Consider the following 26,255-nt stretch of genomic DNA (forward strand, 5'->3'; position numbering starts at 1 on the left):
CCACTCACGTCGACACCAACCCAATCCACCACACCGAGCTGATGCCGTACGCGTGGTCGTACGGCATGGGAGCAGAGTCAACCGCCGGGATCTACCGGATGCTCACCGACCCCAACGCCCGGCCCGACACGATCGCACCCGACTACTCCAACCTGGTCGTCGTCATCGCACAGACCGGGGACGAATGGAGCACCACCGGCAAGCTCGTCGAGCGGCACATCCTCCCGTTGCTCCGCAAGCACAACGTGCGCCTGGTTGAGGTGGCCCGCAAGGGACCGACCAAAAAGGACGGCGTCGCGGTCCTGCAGGACACGCGCCAACCGTACCGGCTGCACCTGGAGGGCGCCTACAAGCTCTCACACGAAAACCGGGCAACCGGAACGATGCCTCAACTCGGTGGCGTCCGGAAATGCAGCCAGAAAGCCAAGGGCTGGCCCCAGGATGCCTGGCGTGCCAAGGAATTCGGCGACCAACAGTACATCCACGCGATCGGATTCAACGTCAACGAGTACACCAGAATCACACGCGACTCGGCGTACTCCATGGGCGGCCAACGCATTCCCACCTACCCGATCTACGAGTGGGGATGGGGCAGACAGGACTGCATCGACTACCTGTACCGCGAACTCGGCGTGGTGTGGCCGAAAAGTTGCTGCCGCCATTGTCCTTACGCTGGCTGCCAAGCCGGGTGGCCCGAGCAGCTCGCCCGGTTCGCCACCCTACCGGCCGAGGCCGCGCAGCACATCATCGACGAGTACGTGTGCACCGCACTGAACCCCCGATCCGGGTTGTTCGGTCCTGGCAAGTCGTTGATCAGCCGGCTGCAACGCGACCGCGTGACCGAGCCCGTCAAGCTGGCTGCCGCGCGGATGAAGAGGATGCCGTGGGCGATCTACCGCGTGCGTCGCTTCTACTTCGCGCCCGCCAACGCGATCCGCTCGGTGGATCGCGTCCTGCTCGGCGGCCACCTGGTGGTGTACGCCGCGCTGGAGGAGATGAGCGACCTCGTCGGCGTGCCGCTGGTACGCCACGAGCAGATCGCGGGCGCACCGGTACGCGACGGCGATCGGGACGTCCACCGACGTCTGTGGGTGCGCCAACGTCAAGACGGGGCGTACCCGGCCATGGAGGAGTTCTACACCGTGGCCCCGGCCCAAGCGCTGGACAAGTCCATGGATCGCTTCGACGACACCTGGGCCGCGCACACCGACACGCTGCTCGCTCGCCTGGAAAGCCGTTGCGAGGCCGCGGCTGACGTGGTGCGGCACGCCCTGACTCGATCCCGGTTCACCAGCGCGTCCTAGCGGCAGCGCTGGGCTCGATGCACGAGCTCACCTTCCCGCCTCGTCCGCAGCATTTCGCCTGCGGCACATCGACTTCCGGCGCTGCGCCACGCCGAAGTTTCGCAATCTTCCTGTTCCGAAAGGGGATACCGCTATGGCTCCGTTCGAATTGCACACCGCACACATCGACGGACTCGTCAACGCTGGCCTCCAGTTCGACATGATCGCAACACGCGACGACGCCACACTGGCCGGCCAGATGTTGCTCCAGCAGCACTACCGCAGCATCGGCGTGCTCCGCGAACACGAGGACCCGCCGGACTACACGGCGGCCCTGGCCGACCACGAGTTCCACCCGGTCGCGGTGCTGAGGCTGCTGGACAGCTACGAGTACCAGTCGGACGAAACGGCTGACTGGAACACCAGCCCCGCGTGCACGTGGATCAACAGGCTCCGCGACGAAGTCCTCAGCAGGCTTCCCGCCGAGACGAAAACCAGAGTGCGCTACCGATCGCTGTCCGTCCCGGCCTACCAGCTCCTGCCCGCCTACACCGACACCCCCTGGGCCGTCACGGCACTGGAGCAGATCCCCAACATCGGGGACAGCACCATCGAGATCCCCGTGGTCCGCAAAGGACTGCCCGCCGAGATCCTGACCGGACCGATCCACTGCCCGAACGGCGGGCTGTCCTCCCATGTCCGGCACGTGACCATCCTCGGCCTCGGCCAGGACCGGGAGCTGCCCGCCTTCGCGCGAGTCCGCGAGCCCTCCGATCAGGCACCGGGGGTGTACCTGCTGTTCGAGCACGGCCGGCACGTGGCCCGCCCGGCCGATGCCCCGCCCATGCGGTTCGCCGCGTCGGGCGCCTTCATCCACACCGGCGACTGGCGCTGGCGCGAGCTGATCGGCCACAGCCTGCCGATCCCGTTGCACGACCACCGCACCGATCGCTGACAGCCGCGTCCACCGATACCGGCTCGGGCTGCCATCCCTTCCCACACCGAAGGAGTTGCACCATGCCCCTCACCGACCCCCAGCACGCACGCTTGTTCCTGCTGTACGCCGCGGAGCCGCCCGCACCCGCAGTGCACGACTTCGTCGCCGCTCACGGGCCCGTCGAGGCCGTCGAGCGCATCCGCGGCGGAACTGCCCCGCCCGCGGTCCTGGCCGAGATCACCCGGCCAGATCCGCGACTGGACGACGCCCTCCGCCCGGTCGACGCCGGGACCGCCACGCTGGTGACCCCCGAGGACGACGACTGGCCGCTCGGCCGGCTCGCCGGCATGGCCGGCCACGGCCTGGGCGCACCGCTGGCGCTGTGGACACGTGGCTCGGCATCCCTCGCCGAGCTCACCCGCACCGCCGTAACAGTGACCGGCACGGCCGTGTCCACCGGATACGGCTCCACTGTCGCCGCGGATCTCGCCTACGAACTGGCACAGGCCGGCGTGACCATCGTCAGCGGCGGTGCCTTCGGCATCGACGAGAGCGCCCTGCGCGGTGCACTGGCTGCGGAAGGCCCGGCTGTCGTGGTCCTGCCCTGCGGGGTCGACCTGGACTACCCGATGGCGCACACGCCCCTGTTCGCCGAGATCGTCCGAACGGGCGGGCTGCTGGTCAGCGAGTACCCCCTCGGCGCACTTCCGACGCGGGCACGGTTCATTGCTCGCCGTCGTCTACTGGCCGCACTGGCCGCCGCGACCGTGATCGTCGAGGCCGGACAGCGCAGTGCCGCGCTAACCACGGCCCGCGCCGCCCGACACCTCGGACGGCGGGTCTACGGCGTACCGGGGCCGATCACGTCCGCCGCCTCGGCCGGCGTCAACGAGCTCCTGCGCACCGGGGACGCCACCGCGATCAGCTCCGCGGCTCACATCACCTACCAGGAGGGATTGCGGTGAACGGCCCCGACGTCTACACAGCGGCCATCGCCGCGCTCTGTCTGCCCGCCGAGTGGCAGGTCACCGTGGCGCTGCGACCTCGACGCCGCTCTCTCGGCATCGAGGTCCAGCCCGGCGGCACCGTCACCGTCCTGATCCCGCCGCAGGCCGGCCCCGACCAGGTCGTCCGGTTCGTCCGCGGCCACCGACGCTGGATCACCGAGAAGGTCGAAACAGCCGTCCGGCTGGCGCCGAACCACCCGGTCAAGCAGTTCGTCGACGGCGAGATCTTCGACCTGCTCGGCCAGCGCTACCGGCTCCAACTCGTCGACGCCGGCCTGACGACGAACGGGCGACAGCTACCTGTCCTCGCGTCGGACAACATCCTGTACGCGCGGCGGGAGCGCCCGGACCGGGTCCGGCGCGCGATCACCGGGCTCTACCGGCAGGAAGGGCTGGCCTGGGCCGTTCGGGAAGGCCGCGAGTACGAACGACGGGGTCGGATCGAGGGCCTGCGCTACCAGGTGCGGGACCTAGGCCGGCGCCGCTGGGGCGTCTACCACGGCCCGCCCAAGCACACCACGGCCCTGCACTGGGCCGTGTTCGGGCTACCGCTGCGGCTGATCGAGTACGTCCTCGTGCACGAGCAAGCCCACGCCACCCGCCCCAGCGGGCAGCCCCACGGGCGAGCCTGGCAGCGCCAGATGACGCTCTGGATGCCGGACTGGCGGCAACGGAAGGACGAGCTCGCCGAGGCCGGGCGCCATGCCTGGCTGGGTGACTTCGAGCCGCACGGACCAGTCGTATCGCGCTACAAGAATGCGTAGCGGTCACCCACGATGCGGATACAAGACACCACACCGGCTGTCCTAGCAAGAGGACTGATAGACATGCGTGATAGACATACCGCGACAACGGAGCGTCATCGGCCATGGCTCGATGACGGCGAGCGAGAGAGGCTTCCCCATGAGCGAGCCCGAGGAAGTCCTTCAACTTCGCGCCTGCCGGGCCGAGGTCGAAGGGATCAAGAAGCAGCTGGAGGACGCTCGCGAACAACAGGCAAAGCTCGAAGAGAAGATCAACGGCCTTCTGAAGAAGCAACGCGAAGCCAGGAAGAAGCGGCGCGAAGCGGTACTCGCTGCCGACGCAGCCGGGGTTCCGCGGTTGCGGATCTCCAAGGAAGTCGGCATGCAACGCAGCAACGTGTACAAGCTGTTGGAGGGCGCGGACACCAGCGACTCGGACACCGGCGACGATTCGTGAGCGCAGCCACCATAGGCACGTCGGTACCGCGTCCGAAAAGCGTCCCGGTCACCGGAGGACGCCATGGATCACGACGACTGGCCGGGACGTGACGGGTGGGCGGAACTGTCGGCTGATTCGCCCGACAGCGCCCACTCCGACGCGAAGCTGGAGCCGCCGCCTGGCTACTGCTGGTATGGCTCCAGGCTCGTGCCGTCCGAGCCCGAAGCGGGCAGAATCACCGAGCTGTTTCATCGGGTCCTGAAGGAGGGCCTGCCGCCGAACTGAAACGGGTGCGGTGCCTATGTCGACGAGGTGGGACCGGCAGCATTGACGTACATTATGGATGCTGCCGGTCCACCGCCGTCGTCAAACGGCCCAGAACTCCTTGCTAGACACGGGAATCCGTAACTGGCCGTGTGGCTCCCAGGTAGTCGTCTCCCGACCAGCGGTAGGGGGCGATCTTGATGGGCTGGTTGAAGGTCGGGGCGTGCACCATCTTTCCTGCACCGATGTACAGACCGACGTGGTGGACATTGCCTGGTGTGCCGTAGAAGACCAGGTCGCCGGGAAGCAGCGGCTGCCCCGCGGGTACCAGCGGACCGGCGTTGTACTGCGTCTGGGCTGTCCGAGGCAGGTTGATCCCAGCGGCGTTGTAGGCGGCTTTGGTGAGGCCGGAGCAGTCGAAGCCGGCATGTCCGCCGGCGGGTCCGTTGCCGCCCCAGACGTACGGGAGGCCGAGTTGGCCGCAGGCGAAGTTGATTGCCATGATTGCGGCCGGGTTGGGTGCCTGGATCTTGTTGCAGTCGCCGGTTCCGACGGTGGCGCTGCCGTAGCGTTTTGCTTGTGCCAGAACGCCGTTGACGTACTCCTCGTCATGGTTGTAGGCGAACAGGGCCTTGCGGATGTCTTTCTGTGCGCCGGAGTCGCACAGGTAGAACGCGGCGGCGTAGATGGCGTCGTGTGGGTTGTAGCGGGAGGGCGGGTTCGAGCCGCCGGGTGGGATCGTGTGGCGTGCGATGACGCCGTCGAAGGTGGGCTTGAGGAACTGCATGGGTCCACCGGCTCCCATGTAGTTCTCGCCTTCGGCGATGCCTTCGCCGGATCCGCGGCCGTGCTTGGATTCGGCGTCGCCGATCGCGGCGAGGATCGTCCAGTCCAACCCTGGGCACACGGAGGCTGCTGCGCGGTAGAGCGACAGGTAGTCGTTGGGGATCTCGGCGATCGCGGCCTGGCTCGGTTCGGTGCCACCTGTGCCGAACAGCGCACTGACGATGGCTTTGCCGACACCTCCGATGAGGATGAGGATGGGGATGGCGATGATGGCCGCGACAGCGGCAACGGCGATCTTCATGGGGTCACCTCCGGAAGCGGCTGGTGGGAAGGGGTGGCGGGAGCGGGTCCGGCGCGGCCAGTTCCGCGGGCGCCTGCTGCGCCTGGGGCGAGGTCGAGGACGGCGCCGCGGTGGGCGGGTCGACGTGGGGCCAGAGCCGCGCGAGCTCGACGAGGCGCAGCCGGCCCGGCCGTCGTGATGCCGGAGCGGAGATTGGCAACCAGCGCGCCGCTGCGGGGTTGTCCTCGCCGGCCGCGCCTGCGACATCTGCGGCGCTGGTGGCTACGGGCACGAGCGCTGGTCGGTCCAACTGGGACAGTGCGTCGGCGAGTGCTCGACGGGCGGTGGTTTCGCGGCGGTTGGTGGGCAGCCACACCAGGATGGGTGTGGTGATTCCTGTTGCGGTGGCGAGCTTTTCGTAGCCGTGCAGCTTGCGGCCGAGCTTGCCGAGGTCCTCGGTGCCGAAGTCGAATTCGAGGAAGAACTCGATCTGGTGGCCGTCTTCGCGCCAGCGGCCGTAGGCGTCGGGGCGGACCATGTCGCCGAAGAGCCGGCCGCAGCGCAGTTCGGACCACCACGCGGTCAGGCGTCCGCGGGCACCGGGCTCCCGGCTCAGTGCGACGAGGCTCGTGAAGAAGCCGTTGACGCCCACGGTGTGCGCGAGGCGCAGGGAGTGGGCGATGCCGATGGCGTCTTCGTGGCGATAGCCGAGTTGTTTGGGGTCCAGACCGTCCTCGTAGGCGAGCGCCACGGAGCCGGCGATGTCGAGCACGTAGTGCATCGGGGCGGTGCCGGAGCTGACGAACGGCTGGAAGCGGTCGACGACGCGCCACTTGAACAGGTCCAGCAGGCGGTGGTTGGCCGCGCGCATGGTCGGGTAGCAGAGCTCGACGATCTGCTGGGTGGTGAAGACCTTGTGTTCGTTCAGCATCCGGGCCAGCCACCGGTCCCGGAGGGTGAGCCGCCCGGCGAGCTGGGCGTGGTGCTCCCCGGTGGTGGCCGCCCGTGGTGTGGGGCGCTGGGGCATGTGCCCGCGCAATGCCCTCTGAGGCGTGGGATTCGAGATCATGGGTAGGCACCTCCCAGGCGTTGGCCGGAATGGGGGAAGGCGAGGGGCAACGCATTGCGGGCATCACCGGAGCGGACGTGCGCAGTAGGTGAGCCCGCATGCGTTGCGGGAGAACGAGATCTGCCGGGTCAGGCCGCGCGGCGCGGGTCCACAGTGGGCTGATCGGCGCGGCGCGTTGCGGTATCGGCGTCGGTGACGGGCGGGCGGGTATTGACCCTGGCTGCTTTGCGGATTGCCTTGGCGCGTCCGGGAATCGCGGGCGGGAGCTTCTCGGTAACCGCGGTGAACGGCGGCGCTTCCTCGCCGCCCAGGACTAGCCGAGCGGCGACGTGGTACACGCCGAGGTTGGACAGGTCGTGATCAGAAAGCCGCGGCATGGTGTGCCGTGCGAGGCGTTTGGCGTCCTCGGGGCTGGCGTTGAAGAAGATCTTGCTGCGGGCGTTGGTGCTGATGCCCTCTTCGAGCTCCTTCGGTAGCTGCCCGAGGTACTGGTGCGCCAACGCCATCGAGAGCCGGTAACCACGGGCCTCGGCGAGCATGTCCTCCAACGGATAGGCCAAGTTCAAGAAGTTGTGGCACTCGTCCACGTACAGGCCGCAGTCGCGGCGTTGACGCTGCGGGACGCGAGCTCGGCGAGTCGCGGCCTGCCAGGTGCGCGCCACGACGATGGAGCCGACCAGCCGCGCGGTTTCCATTCCCAGCGCGTCGCGAGCGATGCGCACCAGGCAGATCCCGCCAGTGTTGAGCACCTCGTCCATGTCCACCGTGGACTGACCACCGGCGATGGCGGCGCGGACGAAGGGACGCAAGAGGAAACCGCGGACCTTGTTCATCAGCGGCGCGATCACTTGCGCCCGGCTGGCTTCGGACAGGTCGTCGTACCAGGACCAGAAGCCCTTGAGGACCTCGTCGTCGATCTGGTCGCAGGCTCGTTGCCGGAACGCCGGCACGGTGAGCAGCTTGGGCAGGTCGACCAGGGTCGGCGTGCCGGGCATCGCGGTCAGCGTGAGCAGCCCGGCGCGGAGGATGTCGTCAGTGCGCGGCCCCCAGGACGAGGCGTAGATCCGGGAGAAGATGCTGACGAGGTTGTCGACCGCGCGGGCCTTGTCAGCACCCTCCAGGGGGTTGAGCACCGGTGGGCGGGCTCGGGAGTCGGCGTCGAAGAGCACCACTTTCTCGCCGAGTTCCTCGGGCAGGCGCATGAGGATGTCGGAGACGAGGTCTCCCTTGGGGTCGACCACGACGACGCCGCGGCCGGCCTCGGCGTCGGCCAGGATCATCCGGGCCATCAGCTCGGACTTGCCTGAGCCGGTGGCGCCGAGGATGTGCAGGTGGTGGCGGGCGTCGGCGACGTGCAGGCCGACCGGGCGGGAGTGCCCGGAGTCCGACAGCCCCAGGGGCTTGATCTGCTCGCCGGTCGTGGCGATGCCCGGTGGGGGCGGCACAGCTTTCGCGCCGGCCCGCTGCAGGCCGGGTGTGGACTCGTCGATCGGCAGGTGCGCGATCGCGGCCAACTCGGGGATCGAGAGCAGGTCGCCCTTGCCGAGTCGGCGTTCGGCCAGCACGGCGACCGGATCGCGGCGCAGCCGGACCCGGCGGTAGTAGTTGTGCTCGGAGTAGGCGGCGAACGCCGAGGCGATCGCGTGCCCGCGGCCCCGCAGCACCTCCCGCACCGCCTGGACCTCGCCCGAGGTGGCGTCCTCGGGCACGGTGGTGGCCACGGCATAGCGGATGCGGGTCTCGAACTGGTTCGCCCGTAGCTTCTCCACGACCGCGCGGTCCTGGGCGGCGTACTCCAGGCTGGTCTGCCGATCCAGTCCCGGTGTCCGCGTGCTGGTCGACGGCTTCGGGGTCTTGCCCGGCGTGATGGCGTCGAGCAGCCGGCCGACCAGGTGGACCGAGCCGCCCGCGTGCACTCGCCGGGCGGCGCGGCGCGCCTTGGTCACGCGGTGGCCTGCGACGGGGCGGGCGAGGATCTGCACGCAGGCTCGCTCGTGCGGGCCCAGCCCGACCGGTGCGCCGAGCATCGCCCGGATCGGGTCGGCTGGGTGCTCGGTGCGGATCGGCAGGGCTTCCGAGCGCGCCAGCCGCAGCTCGCCGCCGACCGCTTCGACGCGCCGGCCCGCTGCCGCCGTGGTCGGGATCGGGGGCTTGGCGGGGGTGGTGCGGGTGTGCGCGCCGGGCCAGGCGGCCTCGATCGCGCGCTCGACCATGCCGGGCGGCACCAGGCCGGGCACCCACAGGCGGATCTGCACGCCGTCGTCGGTGAACGTCAGCTCGAAGGCCAGGTGCGGCTGTCCGCCGAAGCGGCGCAGCCATCCGGGTCGCAGGAGGCCGACGAGGTTGGACCACACGGTGATCGCGCCCGTGGGGTCGACCATGGGCGGCGCGAGCACGGTGACCGCGCGGGCGTCGGTCATCAGGCGCTGGTGGTAGCGGCGGCGCCACCGGCGCCGCGCGATGACCGCTGCGGTGACGACGACCGCGAGCACCGGCCCGACGATCGGGCCCCACATGAGGGCGAGATCGCGCAGGTGCGCCAGCACGTTCTGGAACGCGCCGAGCGGGTCACGCAGGTAGTCGCCGACCGGTGAGGCGAGGACCTCCGCGGCCTGCTCGACCCGCGGAGGGACCAGGGTGGACAGGGGTGTGGTGGTGATTGGCCAGGACATCGGGGACCTCCCCACGCAAAGCGGTCGACGGGACGGGCGCGAGCTGCGGTCAGGCCGCCCGTGGCTGGTCGCCCGGCATCGAGCTGGGCTCGGCCGTGGGCGGCTGGCTGTGGTCGGAGCGGGTGTTGTCGACGACGAGCCGCAGGTGCCGGCGGCCTCGGCGGGCGGCGCGGTCGGCGTCGACCTCGGCTTGCCACTCGGAGAACCGGCGCCCGGCCAGCCGCTTGAGATAGGTGGGAATGCGGTTGGCCGGCACACCGACCAGCCGCGGGCCCAGGACCGCGAGCAGGTCGCTGGCTTCCTGCGAGGCCCAGCCCGCCTCGGTGATCGCGGACTCGTCGGGAAACACATCCGCGACCCGATCGACGGCAGGATTCAGCGCGGCATCCTGTGTCCCGCCATACGAGTAGACCCACAGAAAATTCGGCGGCGGGTCAGGCTCGACCAGCGTCCGGAATCGGGACACCTCTTTGGTGTAGGCGTAGAAATTCGTGTCGGATCGAGCTCGGCAGATATCCAGCCAAGCCTGAAGATAGGAGTCGGAAAAGAAATCGCCGCTGTCGTGAATTCTGATCCACGCGCCGCGGAACTTCGCCGCGCCGAGTTCGGCGACCATCGCGGCCTGCCAGCCGGCCAGGTCGTCGAGAACGTAGGCGAGGTTCGCCTGATGCTTGGCACGGACGACCGGCCAGGTGTAGGTGCCGTGCCGCGCGTAGCACGCCTGAGCGCAGATTCCAGCGCTGGGACAGGTGTTGTAGGTACGACCATCGGGCAGTCGCCCGGCCCAGGCCGGCAGCGACCAGTTCCACACGCCGATCTGGCGCATCTCGCTGTTTTGCGTCAGGAGCCGAGCGGGCCGGCGGACTGTGGCGGAAATGGGCAGTGACGTAGACATGGGTATCCCCTAGGTGCGATTCGATGTGAACGGATTAGCGCTTGCGAGCGAGGCGGTCAGGCGGCGTCGAGTTCGATTTGCGACGCGTCGCCGTCGTCGAACGAGTCCGCGATTCCTGCGGTATCGTCTGCGCCGAGTTCGACGAAGGAGTTCTCGATTCCCGACGAGGTGTCGGAATATCCGGCGATTTCCGCGGGGTTGGATGTGACCAATTCGTGCTCGACCGGCGAGGCGATGGACTGGAACGCCACACGCTGCGTCCCGGTGCTGAGCAGACCTTGGCCGCGGTCGGCGGAGAGCAGGAACTGGCGCTCGCCGAGCGAGAGGTCGAAGGTGCGGGTGATCTCGTCGATCGCCTGGGAGGCTTGCCGCAGCAGGATCTGCGTCGCTGCGTTCGCCACGACGGCTTTGCCGAGGTCCGAACCCAGCACGTCCGCGGTGTCCTGGGTGGCGACCGTGAGGCCCGCCCACTGCTTGCGGCTTGCCTTGGCCATCCGGAACAGGAACTCGGCACCGGCGGGCTCCTTCATCAGCAGCCACGCCTCGTCGACCACGACCAGCCGGGGTTTGCGGATGGCCGGGTTGGAGACCTGCCGCCACACCGCATCGAGGGTGAGCAGCGTGCCGATGGGCTTGAGTTCGTCGGCGAGATCGCGGAGCGAGAACACCACCAGGTGCCCTTCGGGGCGGGTCGAGGTCGGGCCGGAGAACAGCCCGGAGAACGCGCCGGTGACGTACGGGTGCAGCCGCGCCGCGAGCTCCACCCCGGCGGGATCACCGGCGTCGGCGAGGACCTCGGCGAGGTCGGCCAGCAGTGGCGCCGGGCGGGTCCAGGTCCGCGGATCCGAGGTGATCCCCACGCGCTGATAGGTCGCGGTGATCGCCCGGTCCAGCGCCGCCCGTTCGGTCGCTTCGAGCTCGCTGCCCAGCAGCACCGAGATCACGGTGTGCAGGAACAGCGACCGGCGGATCAGCGCGTCGCGCGGCGCGGTGCGGCGCCCGTCCGGGCGGGTGTGGATCGGCAGGTCCATCGGGTTGAGGCGGACCTGCTCGGCGCCGAGGTGCACGTACGTCCCGCCGACCGCGGCGGCCAGCCGGGCGTATTCGTCCTCGGGGTCGATGACGTGGATCTCGATCCCGCGGTACAGCGACCGCAGCAACTCCAGCTTCACCAAGTAGCTCTTGCCCGCGCCGGAACGGCCGAGGATCACGCTGTTGTGGTTGTCCAGGGCGAACCTGTCGTGATGGACGAGCCCCTGGCTTCCGACGTTGAAGCCGTAGAGCACACCGCTCGGGGCACCGACCGAGGTCGGGTCCGGCGGCGGCAGGTCAGGTGAGGTGAACGGGAACGCCGCGGACAGCGCCGAGGTGTCGAACGTCCTCCGCATGCCCACGAGATCGAGGCCCATGGGCAGGCTGGTGATCCAGCCCTGCAGGCTGCGGTACGTGGTGGGTTTGCAGTCCAGCAGCAGCGACGCCGCCAGCGACCGGATCGCGGCGACCTCATCGCCGAGGGCTTCCTCGGTGGGGGCGTGCACGGTCAGGTACAGCCCGAGCCGGTAGAGCTTGCCCTCGCCGCGAGCGACTCGGGCGGACAGGTCGTAGGCGTCCTCTGTGGCGGCTTCGACGTGCGGGTCGATCAGCCGTCCCTTCTCGCTGGTGTGCCGCCGGCCGGACTCCAGTTTCGACAGCTGTTTCTTGAGCCTGTTCGCGGCGGTAACCGGGTCGATCGGCTCGATGTGCAGCGAGACGTCGACGCGTCCGGGGTAGGTCAGCAACGGCTGCAACCAACCGGGGTGCACCTCGCGCGGGTAGCCGACGACGGCGAAGCTGGCGACCCATTCGCCGCCGACTTCCAGCGCGCGGGGGCGCACGGAGATGGCGTCCGGGGTGAACGCGCTGGCCCGCCCGAGCGGCGGCTGCACGGCCTGGGCCTTCCGGCCGCGGCGCTTGGCTGTGGTCTTCATCGGCGGTACCTCCCCGCGGAGTTGGCGTAGTCGTCGGGGTCCTCGGCGGTGTCGTCGAAGCCGTCGTCAGGGCCGTCGTCCCAGGCGTCCTCGGCCTCGCCGAACTCGCCGTCGGCGGGGAACGCTGCGCGGCCGAACGCACCTGCGTCCCAGCCCTCGTCCGGGGCGGTCGTGATGACCTCGTCCGAGCCGGCGAGACCGGAGTTCGGCGGGATCACGCTGTCGGGATTGCAGGCCGCGGCGAGCACCGCGGTGGCCTGTCCGGCGTCCAGCGGGGTGACCACGATCCCCGACGGAGACAGCAGCTCGACCGCCTCACCGAGCCGGCGGACCAGCCGGGCCTCAGCGGCCCGGCGGGTGGCGTCGTCGACCAAGGCGGCCTGCTTGGCAGCCCGACGTTTCGCCGTCAACGCGGCCAGCGGTGAGGCGCCGCCGAGCCCGTCGGTCGGCCCCGTGGTCAGCAGCGGCTCACGCAGGATCAGCAGCACCTGACGGCGCAACAGATCGGTGGCGCGGCCGAGCTGGTCGAGGTACTCGGCGTGCTCGCGCGCCGCCCGTTCCAGCGCCGGGTGCGGCAGACCGCCGGCCTGTTCGCGGAGCTCAGCGATCTGCCCGGACAGGTCCAGCCGCTCCGCCCGCACCAGCACCTGCACCGGTGCCGTCAAGCTGTGCAGGTAGCGCCCGAAGGAGGCGACGAGGGACTCCTGCTCGCCCGGAGTGCGCAACCCGAAGTTGATCGTGGAGCAGACCGCGACCACGGCGACGCCGTCCTTACCGAGGTCGATGACACCGGTGTCGGTGACCGCTTCGGCGGGCAGCCGCAGCGCGGCCGGCGAGACCGCCGACGCCGCAGCATCCGCGCCGCCGCCCGCGCCGTCCTTCCGCTTGGCGCGGCCCTTGCTGCTGGAGTTCGCGACCTGGCTGCCCAGCCACTCGGGGACGGGCCGGATACCTTCCGGCGCGGCCACCCGGTGCTGCGGGCTCAACCGCTGCCGCAGCGCCGCCAGCACCAACCGGTCGAGGGGAATGCCGTCGCGCTGACCCAGCGCGAGGAACGCGGCGGTCACCCCGATCGGGATGGCGACGATCAGGAACGCCACCAGCGGCACGAACTCGCGGGTGATCGTGTACGCCCCGTACAGCACGATCCCGGTGACGGCGAGGATGAGCAGCTGCCGCGCGGTCAGCGGGCCGATCACCCGGTCCTCGCGATCGACGTCAGCGGGAATCCTTACCGGCTGACTCATTTCCCTTCACCTCCTGGAGCAGGTTTCGGCGCACGGAACACCGGCGGCGGAACGGACTGGGTGCGCCGGTAGGCGTCACCGATACGCGGCTCGGGCTGCGGCTGCCGGAACACCGGCGCGGCAGGCGCGGACGCCGACCTGGGTGGCGACGACGGCTGCGGCGCGGGCGGCGTCGCGGGCCGGAACTGCAACTGCGGCGGCACCGACGCCGTGCGGATCGGACGAGCTGGCGGCGGGGTGGCACCGCGTCGACGCGGCCCTCCAGCGGCTTGGAACTGGGGTGCCGATCCCGGACGCGGCCCCCGCCGCGGCGATGAGATCGTCGGCGTGGCGGGCGTGGGTGCAGAACTGAACTCAGGAGGCATGGCTGGTCCCTGGTTCGCCGGAGTGACGGCGGGGTCGTGGGTGGTGTCTTGGGGTGAGGGCTGCAAGAACTGCGGCGCCTGCGAGGGCAGCCGCGACCGACGAGCCGCGCGAGCACGCTCGGCGTCATGAGCCGCCTTGAGCCGCTTGTTGACCATCTCCGGGGTCGGCGCGAGGCGCGGCTGCGCGGGCCACGGCGGGTCCGCCGACCCGCCACCGCGGCCACCTCCGCCGCCTCCACCTCCGCCGCCGCTCTTCGCGCCGACAGCGCAGCCGACCTTGCCGAGCGCGCCGGTCTTCCCGGCGACCATGCCGAAGGTCTTCGCCGCGATGTAGGCGCGAGCCAAGCCACCGAGGAACGAGCGACCCGAGCTGACCTTGACCGCCTTCAACAGCCAGAACGGGATCTTGAACAGGATGAAGAACAAGGCGATCGCGGCCACCAGCGTGCCGAGCGCGGACAGCGTCGAACCGAACAGATTCACGCCACCGGACAAGAACGTGCGCACCGCGGTGATCAGCACCAGCGCCTGAGCGACCTGGATCGACAGCGTCGCGGTGAGCGCCTTCCACCACCAGCGAGCCAGCGGGTCGGTGTGCGGCAGCGCATGGAACATCAGGAACAAAGGGCCCGAGATGATCAAGACGAGGGTGATGACGATCCGGACCACGTAGACGACCAGCAGGCCCAGGCCGACCACGACGAGCACCAGGCCGACCAGGATGATGAACAGTCCGCCGGTCTGGATGCCGGCGACGGCGTCCTTGAGGGTGTTGCCCAGCGAGGGCGCGTTGACCCCGTCGCCGAGGATCCCCAGGGTCAGGCCGTTGGCCAGTCGGATGAGCTTGTCGGTGAAGAACAAGCTCAGCGCCGAGGCCATGAACGCGATCGGGATCCGCGGCCCGATCTCCTTGATCGAGTAGCGCGCCTGGACGCTCTCGTGGCCCATCACGACGATGCCGCCGAGGAGGATGAGCAGGCCGTAGGCGGCGACCACGAGCTCCCACGAGTTGTTCCACAACTCGCCGATGCCGGGCAGGTCGCTGATCGTCGGCGTGGACAACGCGGTGTGCCCGATCAGCTCCAGGATCGGCGAGAGCGCGGCGTCGACGATGCTGCGGAACGCGCCGTTGATGGCCTCGGTGATGCAGGCGCCGATGTCGGTGATCCCGCAGTCCGAGTCGCCCTCGCCGCTGCCCGTGCCGGGCTGCTGCGGACCAGTGCTCGGTGGTGGCGTGGTCGGCTGCGGGATGCAGTCCTCACCCGTGCACGGCTGGCTCGGCGTTGTCGTGGGCTGGCCGGGCGTGGTCGGTGCCGGGAACGTCGGCTGCGTCGGCGTGAGGGCCGGCGCGCAGGGGATCGGCCGCGGCTCGGGCCCCGAGCAAGGGTCGGGGTTCGGCGTGGTCGGCTGCGCCGAAGCGCTGACCGCGAGGACGCCGACCAGGAGCACGACGAGGCTCAGCGCCAGCATCCAGCCCGCGCGCCAGCGCCGCGGCCGACCAGCCGGCGGCCGGTCGGCGCTGGCGTCGCAGACCGGGGAGAGCATCGCTCGGTCCGCGGCGGCAGCGGTCACGACCGAGCCGCCGGACCGGCGGTACGGGCGAACCGTGGGCGGGGTGCCGGCCATCGGTCAGGCCCCCACGATCCCTTTGAGGATCTCCACGACCAGCGGCGCGAGCGCCGCCAGGCCGTAGCCCCACCCGGCCGACTTGAAGGCGGTCTTGGCCTTCTCGACCTCGCCGGGGTCGCCGCCGCCCATCACGTAGCGGACGCCGCCGATGGTCAGGAACACCGTGGCCAAGCCGGCCAAGATGCCCATGATCCAGTTGCGGAGGTTGTTCAGGACGGTGGTCACCGAGTCCGCGAGGGCGACGACCATCGTGTCGGCGTGCGCGGCCGACGCCGAGGCCAGCAGCGCGAGGATCGCCAGCTCGACGATCAGCACGACGTGCGACCAGCGGCGGGGGCGGACCGGAGTCCAGTCCTCCGGCGTAATGATCGGAGCACTGGTCGACTTGCTGCCGGTGACCTCGTCCGGCGTGCTCGACGCTGGGGCCTCGGCTGGCGGCTGCGGATTGCCGTCGAGGCGGGCGCTGCGCGGTCCGCTCGCGGCGGGGAAGAATCGATCGATCAGGCGCATTGGGGCACCTCCGAAGGTCGGGCTGAGCGCGGGTGTGTCCCGCAGCCCTGAACTCCGGATTTCGCGTCCGTTTTGGACACGCGACCCTGAACTTTCTGCCCTGATCCGACCTCGGCGACGGACACGGACAGTGACGACCGTGGCAAGTCGCGGGTCGGTGTGACCGGGCGCGCGAGGGCCACCGCGGTGGCCACCTGGTCGGTCAGCGGGTCGGTCGGATCGGTCTCGGCGGCGCCGTCGCGCAGGTACGCGGCGAGCCGGAGCTCGGCGCGTTTGCGCGTCTTGTAGACCGCCCACTCGCCGGTCTGGTGCGCCGCGGCCCAGTCCGCGACGGGCACCTCTTCCAACCGGGTCGCCCCGATCAGTGCGGCCTCGGTCTGGGTCAGGACTCCGTCCGCGACCGCGCGAGCGAGGACCAGATCCGGATGCCCCCACGGCGTGTGTGGCGGGGTGGATCGGAAGCCCGGTGCGACCGGAGTCGGACCCGCCAGCGCCTCGGCGAGCGCGTCATATCCGGACCGGTAGGCAGCCCACCGCAGCCGCAGCATGATCCGCGGCGGACGCAGATCGATGGTCGACAACGCGGTCAGGAAGCCGCGCAACACCTCGGCGTGAACATCGGCCGGATCGCCAGCGAACCGATCGGACAGGGTGGCCGCGACCGAGGTCAGCGCAGGCAGTGCGACACCGACCGCGGCGACCGTCCAGGTCGCTCCTTCAGTACGGGAGCGCAGCACCAGATGCGCCCACACCGCGTCCCGCGTCGCCTGCGGGCACCGGCGCGCCAGCAACCGGTCGCGGACCTCGTCCAGCGGGAGGTACCGGTCGGGCAGACCGGGGAAGAGCCGGCCGTTCAGCGACACCGGATGCGGCCCGGTCACCAGCCAGGTAAACGTGTCCCGCGCGATATCCAACGAGTTCGGGACAGCCTCGTCGCCACGGCGACGAAAAACGGATTGTGCTGCCATGTCGTGACTCCCACGGCGTCGATGCGAACAACAACGACGTCAGGAAGCCACGACCGATACCACGGAAATACCACGCCATTACTAGGCGCCAACTAGCGAACCGCATCGAGGCTACTAGCGAACTACTATTTCGCCCCGCGAGCGGGGTTGATCAAGATCAACAAACCGGCTCCGTGGAGCACGTGCCTTGATCGACTATAGTAGCTGATTACCTGCGGTTATAGTCGCTCGCTAGTAGTGTGCTAGTAGGCACGCGGGCGCCAGTTCGAGCCAAGAGCGAAGATCAACGTGGTGTCGCCGAAAAAATCTTGAAAATTTGACCCAAGGCCGGTCCAGAGGACGGGTCTAGGCGGGCCCGGAGTGACCGAATCGGCGACTCTCAAGCCGTAGCTTTGACAGAACTGTTCGAGTCCTTTTGAGGTGCGAGCAACGCGGGCAGTTGTGATGCAGAGAAATTTGACGAGGCGTGTCCAAAACGGGGTCGAAATACGGAGTTAAGGGGCGTCAGAACGCACAGCACCACCTCGTCGGAGGAGACCCGCAATGACCCCGACACACGGCAACGGCTCACCAGGAGAGGGCTCCCAGGAGCACGGCCCGACCGACCCGCCGACCGTCCCGATCCCGCTCCCGCAGAGGCGGCGAACACCGCGTCTGCGTGCCCTGCGCCTCACGCTGCGCCATCCGCGTCCGGCCCGGCCGAGCACCGTCTGGCCGTGCGCTCAGGACGACCTTCGTGAAGGCACCGGGCTGCTCGCCAACTGGCTGCTGACCGCGGTCATCAAGATCGTCACCACCTACACCCAGCCCGGCCAACGGGTGCTTCTGCTCGACCCCGCGCCCTACCTCGCACCGCCCGCGTCGTGGTCACCTACCGGACGCCCCAGCCAGTCTCGGCCCGGTCCGTACGCCGGACTGCACGAAGCGGGCTGGACCGTGGTCCGACTCGGCCGCGGCGTCCAAACCCAGACCGCCGTCGCACACCCCGACCCGGTCGACGAACCCACCGGTGCCGCGGCAGTCGAGTCCGAGTCCGGACCCCGATCGAACCCCGACAGTCCGACCACCGACCAGTCCGCCGGGCCGTCGACAGACCGCCCGGCCGGATCCGATCCGACTGCGACCGGCGTCGGTCCGGACCGCTACGACCTCGTCATCACCGCGGCCGACCCGCGCACCCTCGGCTGGTTCCGACCCGCCGACTGGGCAGGCTTGCTCACCCCGTCCGGCACCCTCGCCGTCATCACTCACGGTGACCGTTCCCGTGATCGGCTGACCGACCCCGCCGGCTCGCTGGTGCGCGCCGCGCACCGCACGGGACTGCGCTACCTCGATCGCATCGCACTGCTGCGCGTCCCCGTCCGCGACGGCGCGCTCGCGGTCGCGCCCCCGGCCCCGCACCCCCGACCGCAGGGTCCAACGCGACCGCTCGCGACCCCCGCTCGGCACACCCAGGTGCACGACGACCTCTTGGTGTTCACCCGCCAGCTGGCCCTGACCGACGCCGCCGACGGTGAGGAGACCTCCGATGACTAACCGTCCCGCGTCGCCCTGGCCGCTCCCCCTGCCGCCGGGGGAGGAGCCGCCGATGCCGCCGCTGTCGGTCTGGCCGACCGGCCAGCGTGACCCGCTCGCGCAACTGCGCGACGCCGGCTGTGTGCCCGGCACCGAGACCGACACCGAGCGGATTCCGCCCGCCGTCGCCGCCCACGCGATCGCCCTCTACACCCGTCCCGGCGACCTCGTTCTCGACCCCGACTGCGGCGCGGGCACCGCCCTCGTTGAGGCGCTGCGCGCCGGCCGACACGCGCTCGGACTGACCGCCCGCAGCCGATGGTGGACCCTCGCTCGCGCCAACGTCACCGCCGCCAAGACCGCGGGCGCCTGGCGCGACGGCTCGGTCCTCGACGCCCGACCGAAAGTCCTCGCGACCGTCCGGGCCGCCGGGCTGATCGGCCGAGTCGGACTCGTCCTGACCACCCTGCGCACCGCGCCAGCCGACCCCAACAACCAGGCGAGCGGTCCGGACCGCGACCCGGTCGAGTTCGCCCTCGCCAACCTCGCCACGACGCTGCTCTACTGCGAGCCGCTGCTGCGCTCCGGCGGACACGTCGCCGTCATCGCGCGACCTCTCCGCCACCCGGACGGCTCGCTGGTTGACCTCACCAGTCCGCTCATCGCCGCCGCCACCGCTGCCGGGCTGGCGCCGGTCGAGCGGTGCATCGCGCTGACCGCCGGACTGCGCGGCAGCCGACTGGTCACCCGATCCTCACTCGCCGAACGTCGCGCCGCTGCCCGAGCCCGCGCTACCGGTGCGCCGACCGCACTCACCGCGCACCACGAGGTGCTCGTCTTCCAACTCGCCCACGACGCCGAACTCGCCGCCGCGACGGCAGCCGGCATCCCGTGGCCGACCGAGGACGACGTCATCCGGCCCGCCGTCAACGGCGTCACCTACCCCGGCTGGAGGCGAGCGGCATGACCACCCGCCTGTACTGCCGCGAGTGCGGCTGGCACCCCGAGCTCCGCCGCAAGCGCGCCGCCCTCCGTGCCGCCGCCCGGCACCAGTGCCCCGGCACACCGGTGGCCGAGATCCGTCCACCATGGTGGTCCCGCCTGTGGACAAACCTGTGGACAAGCCAGCCGGGTGGCTCTGCCGTCGACACCGAAGTCGCCGCGGACGACCAGACCGGTGACGACGAACTGGTCGACGCCCGCGGCAACCGGATCCAGTGGGCCGCGCTCGCCGCGCACCACGCCGAGACCACCCGCCGCGCCCGCGCCGCCATGGTCGAACTCGTCCGGGCCGGCTACCAGATCGGGCCGCCGCCCTACGGCTACCGAGCCCTGCGCATCCGGGTCACCGACCCCAGCGGCCACAGCAAACTGCGGGCGGTCCTCGTCCCGGACTGGCAAACCGCCGCCGTCGTCAAACAGATCTTCATCTGGCGCGCCGACCACGGCATGACGTTCGCCGTCATCGCCGCGCGACTCAACAGCGACCCGCACCAGTACCCGGCACCCGTGCCCAACGGACGGTGGACCGCCAAGGCCGTCCGGCGAATCGTCACCAACGTCAAGTACACCGGGCGCCAGGTCTGGGCCCGCACCATCGCCGGCCGCCCGGCACCGGTCGAGCAGTGGGTCACCTCGGCACCGAAGGTGCACGAGCCACTGGTTGACGAACGCACCTTCCACCGCGCCCAGCCCGGCCCCGACGAAGATTCGCCCGGCGCGACGGACGCGGCCGACTCCCCACCGAGTGCGGCATGACCCGCTAGCAGACCCTCGCCGCGGCCGTCATGCTCGTCTGCTACCCGGTTACCGCCACACCGTCGTTGCGGCATGCGCGTCAGGGCTTGGCCGGTGAATTGGTGTCCGGTTCATCGGCCAACGAGACCTCGCGCGGGGGAGTCACCCCGTACAGCTCGTTCGGTGTGCACTGCAGCGCCGTGCACAACGCTTGCAGGGTTTCGGTCTTCATCTGGACCGGCTCGTTGTTGATCAGCGCGTACACCGAGGGCGCGGACAAGGTGAAGTTGGCGCGTCGGGCAAGAAGCTCGCGCAGCTCCTTGCCTGTCCACACTTCGCGGGAGGCCATCACCTGCCTGAGCCGCCATCGAAGCTGCACCGTCACGCCTTCCCGCGCTTGCCTGTCTCCGGCGCCCCTCCTGGGTGCCGATCGCCGCCCAGTCTCCCGGATGAGCACCGAGAGTCTGGCGGACCTCCCGGCGTGTGCGCGTCGCTCTGACTACGCGAAACAAGGCACGCCTAGCCTGGTTGTGTTGTGCCTTGTTCAGTTAGGCACTACCTTATTCAGATGGCGCGCGACGGTCTGGCTCTCCGATCGAGAGCAGGAGACCTCCGCGTGCCACGCAGTGCTCGATACGGCCGGGAGCCGCCTGGGGCCTGCACCGCCGAAGGGAACGGAGTCATGAGCCGAACCACTGGTTCCGAGCCGACACCTATGCGGTTCGCCTTCTACGGACGTACCAACCACACCGGCGAGAAAGCCGGCACGGACGTGTCACGCCAGTACCGCGCCTGCAGCGCGATAGCGGCCGAGCTCGGCGCGATGACCCAGTGGTTCTACGACGCCCCGCATGCCCTCGACAGCCGCTTCCGTCTCAACGTCCGCGACGTCGAGTCCCGACTCGGCACACCACGCGGCGACTGCCGCGAGCTCGCCATCAGGGTCGCCGACCCGGACCGCGAGTTCGACGCGATCGTCTGCGCCGCGCTCGATCGCCTCCCACGGCAGCCACGCCTGCGGCACCCACTTCTGCGCGCGGCGAGCATGGCCAACGCGCCGTTTGTGTTCGCTGACGACGACCTGTCTCTGGCCCGGCAACTCGCGTCCGACGCACCGGCCTTCTCCTGGCTTGGGCTCAGCTGTCCGGAATGGCCGGCGCTTCGATGACCCCCACGAACGACCGCTTTCCCGAACCAGCCGCCGACCCAGAGATGCGGCTGGACATTCGCATTGCCGAAGGCGCCGAAGCCGAACGACTCCGGCTGGAACAGGCCCAAGTACTGATGGAGGTGACGCAATGGCTGGCCCAGAGGCAATCCAGGAATGGCTCAACCAGCAAGGCGGCCTGAGCGCTGTCACGGGCCCGTACCGTCCCGGCTGGGACGGCTTCGACTCGGCTGCGGTAACGGCTGCACCGGCTCTGATCCCGGTCGCGTTTCTCGGACGCACCTCCACCGACGACCAGCAGGACCCCGTCGGATCGCTGCTGCGCCAGCTGCGCATCTCGCAGGAAGCGCTGCCCGAGGGCTGCGTCATCGTCGCGTACTTCTACGACGTCGAGTCCGGACGCAAAGACCTCGATGTGCGCGGCCGGGGCGACCGTCACGAGCGGCTCGCCATCCCCATCCCGCGTGACGGCGGCATCCACGATCTACTTAAAGAGGCGGCCAGCCCCAACCGGCGCTTCCAAGCAGTCATCTGCGAACAGATCGACCGCATCGCCCGCCGGACCTACTACGGCACGCTCGTCGAGCACCAGCTCCAGTCAGCCAACGTCGGCCTGTGGGCCGCAGACGAACCCATCCGGCTCGACACCGACATGCTCATCGACCCGACCACAGTGCTCACCCGCCGGGTCAAGCAGGGCATCGCCGAGTGGTACGCGCTGGACATGATCAAGCGGGCTCGCGACGGGTTCGAAACCCACACCGACCAGGGCTACAACGTCGGCAAGGCATGCTACGGCTACCGCACCGTCCAGGTCCGACTCGACAAGGACTCCGACAGCGACCATGCCTCCGACAAGGGCGATGCCAAGCAGGCGGGACGGGCCCGGTCCGGGAACCGGGGGAAGGGACGGAACGGTCCGCGGACCAAGAGCAAGCTCGTCAAGGAACCCATCGAGGCCGCGGTCGTCGCCAAGATCTACGACTGGCGCATCACCGAGCGGCTCAGCTACGAGGCGATCGCGGAGCGACTCAACCTCGACCTCGCGACCAACCCGCCGCCGACCCCACCAGACCCCGAACGAGCCGTCGGCCGGTGGACGTGGAGCAGTGTTCGGGACGTACTGAACCAGCCCAAGTACACCGGCTACATGGTCTGGAACCGGCGGGCGATGAAGACGCGCAACGGCAGCCCCAACCCGATGGAGAAGTGGGTCTGGTCCACGGAGCCCACGCACGAGAAGATCATCGACCTCACGGACTTCATCGCGGCCCAGCAGGTCGTCCGGCGGCGCGAACGGTCCCGCACGCAGGCCGGCGCCAACACCCATCCGCAGACCAAGCGCACCTACCGGCTGCGGTCCTACCTGTTCTGCGAAATCTGCGGTCGCCGGATGTTCGGCAAGACGCGCCGCCAGCACGCGTACTACGCCTGCGCGCCGAAGAAGGGCTACGTCCCCGAGGGACACCCGGACAGCCTGTGGGTGCGCGAAGTCGCGCTCCTCGACGGCCTGAACGAGTTCCTCAGCCACCACGTGTTCGGCCCGTACCGGCAAGAGCTGCTCTCCTCAGCCCTGCGCGACCTGGACATGCAGGCCGAGCAGACCCGCAACGAGCGAATCGCGGCGATCAAGAAGGCGATCGCCGACCTCGACGCCCGCAAGAAGCGCCTGATCCGCACCCTCGAAGTCACCGGCGACGATGACGAAGAGCCAGACCAGGAACTCATCCAGGACATCAAGAACCGTCGCGCCGAGATCAAGGCCGAGCGCGCCAAGCTGGCCGCCGAACTGGAGACCCTCGAAGAGCAGATCAACGATCAGCAGAACCCCGACCTGCTCCGCTTGCTCCCCGTCGGCGCCTGCGACCTCGACGCACTACCGGAGGACCTCGCCCGCAAGCTGTTCGAGGCACTCCGGTTGGAAATCCACTACAACAAGACCGACAACACCGCCGTCTGCCGCATCACGCTGAGTGGTGAGACGCTTCCAGCGCTTCAGCAGACCACGCAAGAAAGCGGGGTGGTGCTCCCCTTCAAGAAGCCAACGGGCGCGAAGCATGGCGTCAACACCGACTCGAACAAGAAGGACGAGGCGCCTAGCGACTCGTCCCCCCTGTTCCCATCTGTTGTGTGCCCCCGGCAGGATTCGAACCTGCGACACCTGCCTCCGGAGGGCAGTGCTCTATCCACTGAGCTACGAGGGCCCATCGCCGTGCGACCCGTGCAGCTTAGCGCACCATCCCACCCGGGCTCACCGGCGGCCCCGGTTCGAGGGCCGGGAGGGTGCGGATGCCGAACTCCTTGCGCAGCACGGCACGCGCCGCGTGGTAGCCCGCCATGCCGTGCACGCTCGGGCCAGGGGGCGTCGACGCCGAGCACAGGTACACGCCACGCAGCGGCGTCGCGTACGGGTTCACCCGCGGCGCCGGCCTGGCGAGCATCTGCGGCACCGTCACCGCTCCGCCCGCGATGTCGCCGCCCACGTAGTTGCGGTTGTACCGCTCGAACTCCGGGGCCGTGATCGCCCGGCTCTCGAGCACCGTGTCGCGGAAGCCGGGCGCGTACCGCTCGATGCGGGCCGTGATCGCCTCCGTCGGGTCCACCGGGTCGCCGTTGGGGACGTGGCAGTACGCCCAGAGCGGTCGCCTGCCGGGGCGGGCCCTGTCCGGGTCGGCCACCGCCGGGTCGACGAGCAGCACAAAGGGCTCGCCTCGCCGCTCTCCGCGCTGCACCGCGGACTCGTAGGCGAAGACCTCCCGCTCGTCGCCCCCGACGTGCACCGTCGGCGCTCTGCCCACCTCAGGGTCGCGCCAGGGCACTGGATCGGAGACGAGAAAGTCGACCTTCGCCGACCCGGGGCCGTGGGTGAACCGCCCGAGGCGACGCCGGTAGCGGGCAGGCAGGCGCGGACCCGCCAGGTCGAGGAACACCGTCGGGCTCACGTTCAGCAGCACGGCCTTCGCCTGCCCGACCTCCCGCAGGTCCTCGATGGGCGTCGACGCGTGACAGGTGCCGCCGTGCGCCTCGATGTCGGCCACGAGCGCGTCGGCGAGGCGCTGGCTGCCACCCCTCGGCAGCGGCCATCCGCTCGCGTGCGCGAGGTGGCCCAGCAGCATCGCGACCGCGCCGCCCGGCAGGCTCGGCAGCCTGCCGAGTGAGTGGGCCGCGACCCCGGCGAGCAGGGCCCGCGCCGTGCGTCCCGCGAAGAGCCTGCTCGTCAGCGGTGAGCCGCCCAGAAGGGCTCGAGGCGCGAGCAGCAGCGGAGCGAGCACGTCCTTGGGCAGGCGCCGCTGATCGGAGAGCACCAGGTCGACCACGCTCTCGCTGTGCTTCACCAGGGGCTCCATGAGGCCGCGCCAGCGCGCGCCGTCGCGGCCCAGCTGCTCACAGGTTCGCTCCAGATCGCGGTAGGCGACGCCCGGCGGCGCGCCGTCGAGCGGGTGCGCGTAGCTCGCGTCGGGCACGCGCAGCTCCACACCGCGCGCTTCGAGGTCGAACTCGCGGAAGAACCGGGACGCGGCGCCGAGGGGGTGCACCGCCGAGCAGATGTCGTGCACGACCTCGGAGTCGAAGAGGGGTATCGAGCGGAGCCCGCCGCCGAACGTGTCGCCTGCCTCGAAGAGATGGACGGAGAGTCCGGCTCTGGCCAGGATCACTCCCGCGGCCAGTCCGTTGGGTCCGGTCCCGACGATGGCGACATCCACGGGAGGTGACGGTACGCGCCGTTTGTTCACCCCGGCGTGGGGGAATTCCGCCGTAGAGTAATGCGAGGTTAGCCTCACCTGTATTGCACTTATGCGCATGTGACTATATTTTCGTGCGGCGAAACGAACCAGGAGGTGACGCGATGGGCCATGGGCACGGCCACGGGCACGTCGACCCGGCGAGGCCGGGCAGCGCCTCCGCTCGCTACGTGCGCAGGCTCGCCGCCGCACTCGTCATCGGCGCCGCGTTCATGGTGCTGGAGTTCGTGGTCGGGTTCGCCACGTCGTCGCTGGCCCTCATCTCCGACGCGGCCCACATGTTCACCGACGTGCTCGGCGTCGGGATGGCGCTCGTCGCCGTCGCGCTGGCCCGCCGCAGCGGCCCCACCTACACGCGCACGTTCGGCCTCTACCGGGCTGAGGTCCTCGCGGCACTCGGCAACGTGCTGCTGCTCTTCGGCGTCGCCGCCTACGTCGTGTACGAGGCGATCCAGCGGATCAGTGACCCGCCCGCCGTACCCGGCCTGCCCGTGCTGCTCGCGGCCTCGGCGGGGCTCGTCGCCAACCTCGTGTCGTTCTCCCTCCTGCGCTCGGGCGCCAAGGAGAGCCTCAACGTGCGCGGCGCCTACCTGGAGGTGCTGGCCGACCTGGTCGGCTCAGTCGGCGTGTTGATCAGTGCGGCCGTCACGATGCTCACCGGCTGGCGCTACGCCGACCCGATCGTGGGTGTCGCGATCGGCGTGTGGGTGCTGCCGAGGGCCGCGTCGCTCGCCGCGCGCACGCTGCGGATCCTCTTCCAGCACGCCCCGCGCGGTATCGACGTCGCGAAGCTCAGCGGGCAGCTCACCGCGCTCGACGGCGTGGAGGACGTCCACGACCTGCACGTCTGGACGCTCACCTCGGGCATGGAGGTGGCCTCGGCGCACCTCACCGTCGCGCCCGACGCGGACACCTCGGAGGTGCTGGCCTCCGCGCAGCGCCTGCTGGCGCAGGAGTACTCGATCGAGCACGCGACCCTGCAGATCGAGCCGAGGGAGTCGGCGCGGCGCTGCGAGGAGCTGTCCTGGTGA

The 26,255-nt window shown here is 69.9% G+C and carries 23 protein-coding genes, 1 tRNA gene and 1 pseudogene; 13 read left to right on the forward strand and 12 right to left on the reverse strand.

Features of this window, described 5'->3' with window-relative positions:
* Positions 1–98 precede the first annotated feature (98 nt).
* From FCN18_RS32230 to FCN18_RS32255, 6 genes are all read left to right on the forward strand, one after another.
* Positions 99–1,304, forward strand: a complete 1,206-nt coding sequence (locus tag FCN18_RS32230) for a hypothetical protein (RefSeq protein ID WP_137096867.1) — start codon at positions 99–101, stop codon at positions 1,302–1,304.
* Between the two features lie 133 nt (positions 1,305–1,437).
* The gene (locus FCN18_RS32235; RefSeq protein ID WP_137096868.1) at positions 1,438–2,238 is read left to right on the forward strand and encodes a hypothetical protein; all 801 of its coding nucleotides are present in this window, start codon (positions 1,438–1,440) and stop codon (positions 2,236–2,238) included.
* 62 nt (positions 2,239–2,300) lie between these two features.
* Positions 2,301–3,185 carry a DNA-processing protein DprA gene (locus tag FCN18_RS32240; protein WP_137096869.1) on the forward strand — a complete coding sequence of 295 codons (885 nt, stop codon included), beginning with the start codon at positions 2,301–2,303 and terminating at the stop codon, positions 3,183–3,185.
* Positions 3,182–3,991: a M48 family metallopeptidase gene (locus FCN18_RS32245; RefSeq protein ID WP_158303209.1), complete on the forward strand. Its 810-nt coding sequence runs from the start codon at positions 3,182–3,184 to the stop codon at positions 3,989–3,991. Before FCN18_RS32240 ends, FCN18_RS32245 begins: the two co-directional genes overlap by 4 nt.
* Positions 3,992–4,130: 139 nt before the next feature.
* Positions 4,131–4,427 (forward strand): hypothetical protein, encoded by a 297-nt coding sequence (locus FCN18_RS32250; RefSeq protein WP_137096870.1) that lies wholly within the window; start codon positions 4,131–4,133, stop codon positions 4,425–4,427.
* Positions 4,428–4,490: 63 nt separating this feature from the next.
* A complete protein-coding gene (locus tag FCN18_RS32255) occupies positions 4,491–4,694 on the forward strand; it encodes a hypothetical protein (protein WP_137096871.1) in 204 nt (67 codons plus the stop codon).
* 103 nt (positions 4,695–4,797) lie between these two features.
* Here FCN18_RS32255 and FCN18_RS32260 read toward each other — a convergent pair whose 3' ends face one another.
* The 9 genes from FCN18_RS32260 to FCN18_RS32300 all read right to left on the reverse strand — a co-directional run bounded on the left by FCN18_RS32260 (position 4,798) and on the right by FCN18_RS32300 (position 17,061).
* Positions 4,798–5,760 (reverse strand): C40 family peptidase, encoded by a 963-nt coding sequence (locus FCN18_RS32260; protein ID WP_137096872.1) that lies wholly within the window; start codon positions 5,758–5,760, stop codon positions 4,798–4,800.
* A 4-nt stretch (positions 5,761–5,764) separates the two neighbouring features.
* A complete protein-coding gene (locus FCN18_RS32265) occupies positions 5,765–6,808 on the reverse strand; it encodes a replication-relaxation family protein (RefSeq protein WP_137096873.1) in 1,044 nt (347 codons plus the stop codon).
* Between the two features lie 128 nt (positions 6,809–6,936).
* A complete protein-coding gene (locus tag FCN18_RS32270) occupies positions 6,937–9,480 on the reverse strand; it encodes a helicase HerA domain-containing protein (RefSeq protein ID WP_137096874.1) in 2,544 nt (847 codons plus the stop codon).
* A gap of 49 nt (positions 9,481–9,529) precedes the next feature.
* Positions 9,530–10,375: a GP88 family protein gene (locus FCN18_RS32275; protein ID WP_137096875.1), complete on the reverse strand. Its 846-nt coding sequence runs from the start codon at positions 10,373–10,375 to the stop codon at positions 9,530–9,532.
* 56 nt (positions 10,376–10,431) lie between these two features.
* Complete coding sequence (locus tag FCN18_RS32280; protein WP_137096876.1) at positions 10,432–12,342, reverse strand: VirB4 family type IV secretion system protein; 1,911 nt, start codon at positions 12,340–12,342, stop codon at positions 10,432–10,434.
* Positions 12,339–13,589, reverse strand: coding sequence for a PrgI family protein (locus FCN18_RS32285; protein ID WP_137096877.1), 1,251 nt, complete (start codon positions 13,587–13,589; stop codon positions 12,339–12,341). Before FCN18_RS32285 ends, FCN18_RS32280 begins: the two co-directional genes overlap by 4 nt.
* Positions 13,586–15,580 carry a hypothetical protein gene (locus FCN18_RS32290; RefSeq protein ID WP_137096878.1) on the reverse strand — a complete coding sequence of 665 codons (1,995 nt, stop codon included), beginning with the start codon at positions 15,578–15,580 and terminating at the stop codon, positions 13,586–13,588. Before FCN18_RS32290 ends, FCN18_RS32285 begins: the two co-directional genes overlap by 4 nt.
* A 3-nt stretch (positions 15,581–15,583) precedes the next feature.
* Complete coding sequence (locus FCN18_RS32295; protein ID WP_456107169.1) at positions 15,584–15,898, reverse strand: pilin; 315 nt, start codon at positions 15,896–15,898, stop codon at positions 15,584–15,586.
* Positions 15,899–16,083: 185 nt separating this feature from the next.
* Complete coding sequence (locus tag FCN18_RS32300; protein WP_137096879.1) at positions 16,084–17,061, reverse strand: serine/threonine-protein kinase; 978 nt, start codon at positions 17,059–17,061, stop codon at positions 16,084–16,086.
* Positions 17,062–17,604: 543 nt separating this feature from the next.
* Here FCN18_RS32300 and FCN18_RS32305 point away from each other — a divergent pair.
* From FCN18_RS32305 to FCN18_RS32315, 3 genes are read left to right on the forward strand one after another with little or no spacing between them, the layout of a single operon-like run.
* The gene (locus FCN18_RS32305; RefSeq protein ID WP_137096880.1) at positions 17,605–18,597 is read left to right on the forward strand and encodes a hypothetical protein; all 993 of its coding nucleotides are present in this window, start codon (positions 17,605–17,607) and stop codon (positions 18,595–18,597) included.
* On the forward strand, positions 18,590–19,543 hold the full coding sequence (locus tag FCN18_RS32310; protein WP_137096881.1) for a DNA methyltransferase: 954 nt from the start codon (positions 18,590–18,592) through the stop codon (positions 19,541–19,543). Before FCN18_RS32305 ends, FCN18_RS32310 begins: the two co-directional genes overlap by 8 nt.
* Positions 19,540–20,334 carry a recombinase family protein gene (locus FCN18_RS32315; protein WP_137096882.1) on the forward strand — a complete coding sequence of 265 codons (795 nt, stop codon included), beginning with the start codon at positions 19,540–19,542 and terminating at the stop codon, positions 20,332–20,334. Before FCN18_RS32310 ends, FCN18_RS32315 begins: the two co-directional genes overlap by 4 nt.
* Before the next feature lie 79 nt (positions 20,335–20,413).
* Here the strand turns inward: FCN18_RS32315 and FCN18_RS32320 are convergent, their stop codons facing one another.
* On the reverse strand, positions 20,414–20,698 hold the full coding sequence (locus tag FCN18_RS32320; protein WP_228714243.1) for a helix-turn-helix domain-containing protein: 285 nt from the start codon (positions 20,696–20,698) through the stop codon (positions 20,414–20,416).
* A gap of 330 nt (positions 20,699–21,028) precedes the next feature.
* Here FCN18_RS32320 and FCN18_RS32325 point away from each other — a divergent pair, with 330 nt between their 5' ends.
* From FCN18_RS32325 to FCN18_RS40910, 3 genes and pseudogenes are all read left to right on the forward strand, one after another.
* Positions 21,029–21,481 carry a recombinase family protein gene (locus FCN18_RS32325; protein ID WP_137096883.1) on the forward strand — a complete coding sequence of 151 codons (453 nt, stop codon included), beginning with the start codon at positions 21,029–21,031 and terminating at the stop codon, positions 21,479–21,481.
* Entirely contained in the window at positions 21,478–21,663 is a 186-nt protein-coding gene (locus FCN18_RS32330; protein WP_137096884.1) for a hypothetical protein, read from the forward strand. Before FCN18_RS32325 ends, FCN18_RS32330 begins: the two co-directional genes overlap by 4 nt.
* Positions 21,612–22,715: pseudogene (locus tag FCN18_RS40910) on the forward strand (recombinase family protein); the annotation flags it as partial. The gene FCN18_RS32330 and the pseudogene FCN18_RS40910, both read left to right, overlap by 52 nt.
* Before the next feature lie 897 nt (positions 22,716–23,612).
* Here the strand turns inward: FCN18_RS40910 and FCN18_RS32340 are convergent.
* Both FCN18_RS32340 and FCN18_RS32345 read right to left on the reverse strand, forming a co-directional pair.
* Positions 23,613–23,685, reverse strand: a tRNA-Arg gene (locus tag FCN18_RS32340).
* A 24-nt stretch (positions 23,686–23,709) separates the two neighbouring features.
* Positions 23,710–25,185: a phytoene desaturase family protein gene (locus tag FCN18_RS32345; RefSeq protein ID WP_228714244.1), complete on the reverse strand. Its 1,476-nt coding sequence runs from the start codon at positions 25,183–25,185 to the stop codon at positions 23,710–23,712.
* A 143-nt stretch (positions 25,186–25,328) separates the two neighbouring features.
* Between FCN18_RS32345 and FCN18_RS32350 the strand changes: the two genes are divergently transcribed.
* Entirely contained in the window at positions 25,329–26,255 is a 927-nt protein-coding gene (locus FCN18_RS32350) for a cation diffusion facilitator family transporter (protein WP_112271127.1), read from the forward strand.

It is taken from the genome of Prauserella endophytica (assembly GCF_005146945.1).
Classification (GTDB): domain Bacteria; phylum Actinomycetota; class Actinomycetes; order Mycobacteriales; family Pseudonocardiaceae; genus Prauserella_A; species Prauserella_A endophytica.

What these genes read in the sequence shown, in the direction of transcription:
- FCN18_RS32315 (WP_137096882.1), top strand. Translation starts at nt 19,540, where the DNA reads ATGACCACCCGCCTGTACTGCCGCGAGTGCGGCTGGCACCCCGAGCTC.
- FCN18_RS32280 (WP_137096876.1), bottom strand. Translation starts at nt 12,342, where the DNA reads ATGAAGACCACAGCCAAGCGCCGCGGCCGGAAGGCCCAGGCCGTGCAG.
- FCN18_RS32230 (WP_137096867.1), top strand. Translation starts at nt 99, where the DNA reads ATGCTCACCGACCCCAACGCCCGGCCCGACACGATCGCACCCGACTAC.
- FCN18_RS32300 (WP_137096879.1), bottom strand. Translation starts at nt 17,061, where the DNA reads ATGGCAGCACAATCCGTTTTTCGTCGCCGTGGCGACGAGGCTGTCCCG.
- FCN18_RS32285 (WP_137096877.1), bottom strand. Translation starts at nt 13,589, where the DNA reads ATGAGTCAGCCGGTAAGGATTCCCGCTGACGTCGATCGCGAGGACCGG.
- FCN18_RS32240 (WP_137096869.1), top strand. Translation starts at nt 2,301, where the DNA reads ATGCCCCTCACCGACCCCCAGCACGCACGCTTGTTCCTGCTGTACGCC.
- FCN18_RS32350 (WP_112271127.1), top strand. Translation starts at nt 25,329, where the DNA reads ATGGGCCATGGGCACGGCCACGGGCACGTCGACCCGGCGAGGCCGGGC.
- FCN18_RS32260 (WP_137096872.1), bottom strand. Translation starts at nt 5,760, where the DNA reads ATGAAGATCGCCGTTGCCGCTGTCGCGGCCATCATCGCCATCCCCATC.
- FCN18_RS32270 (WP_137096874.1), bottom strand. Translation starts at nt 9,480, where the DNA reads ATGTCCTGGCCAATCACCACCACACCCCTGTCCACCCTGGTCCCTCCG.
- FCN18_RS32255 (WP_137096871.1), top strand. Translation starts at nt 4,491, where the DNA reads ATGGATCACGACGACTGGCCGGGACGTGACGGGTGGGCGGAACTGTCG.
- FCN18_RS32305 (WP_137096880.1), top strand. Translation starts at nt 17,605, where the DNA reads ATGACCCCGACACACGGCAACGGCTCACCAGGAGAGGGCTCCCAGGAG.
- FCN18_RS32325 (WP_137096883.1), top strand. Translation starts at nt 21,029, where the DNA reads ATGCGGTTCGCCTTCTACGGACGTACCAACCACACCGGCGAGAAAGCC.
- FCN18_RS32265 (WP_137096873.1), bottom strand. Translation starts at nt 6,808, where the DNA reads ATGATCTCGAATCCCACGCCTCAGAGGGCATTGCGCGGGCACATGCCC.
- FCN18_RS32250 (WP_137096870.1), top strand. Translation starts at nt 4,131, where the DNA reads ATGAGCGAGCCCGAGGAAGTCCTTCAACTTCGCGCCTGCCGGGCCGAG.
- FCN18_RS32235 (WP_137096868.1), top strand. Translation starts at nt 1,438, where the DNA reads ATGGCTCCGTTCGAATTGCACACCGCACACATCGACGGACTCGTCAAC.
- FCN18_RS32310 (WP_137096881.1), top strand. Translation starts at nt 18,590, where the DNA reads ATGACTAACCGTCCCGCGTCGCCCTGGCCGCTCCCCCTGCCGCCGGGG.
- FCN18_RS32275 (WP_137096875.1), bottom strand. Translation starts at nt 10,375, where the DNA reads ATGTCTACGTCACTGCCCATTTCCGCCACAGTCCGCCGGCCCGCTCGG.
- FCN18_RS32330 (WP_137096884.1), top strand. Translation starts at nt 21,478, where the DNA reads ATGACCCCCACGAACGACCGCTTTCCCGAACCAGCCGCCGACCCAGAG.
- FCN18_RS32290 (WP_137096878.1), bottom strand. Translation starts at nt 15,580, where the DNA reads ATGGCCGGCACCCCGCCCACGGTTCGCCCGTACCGCCGGTCCGGCGGC.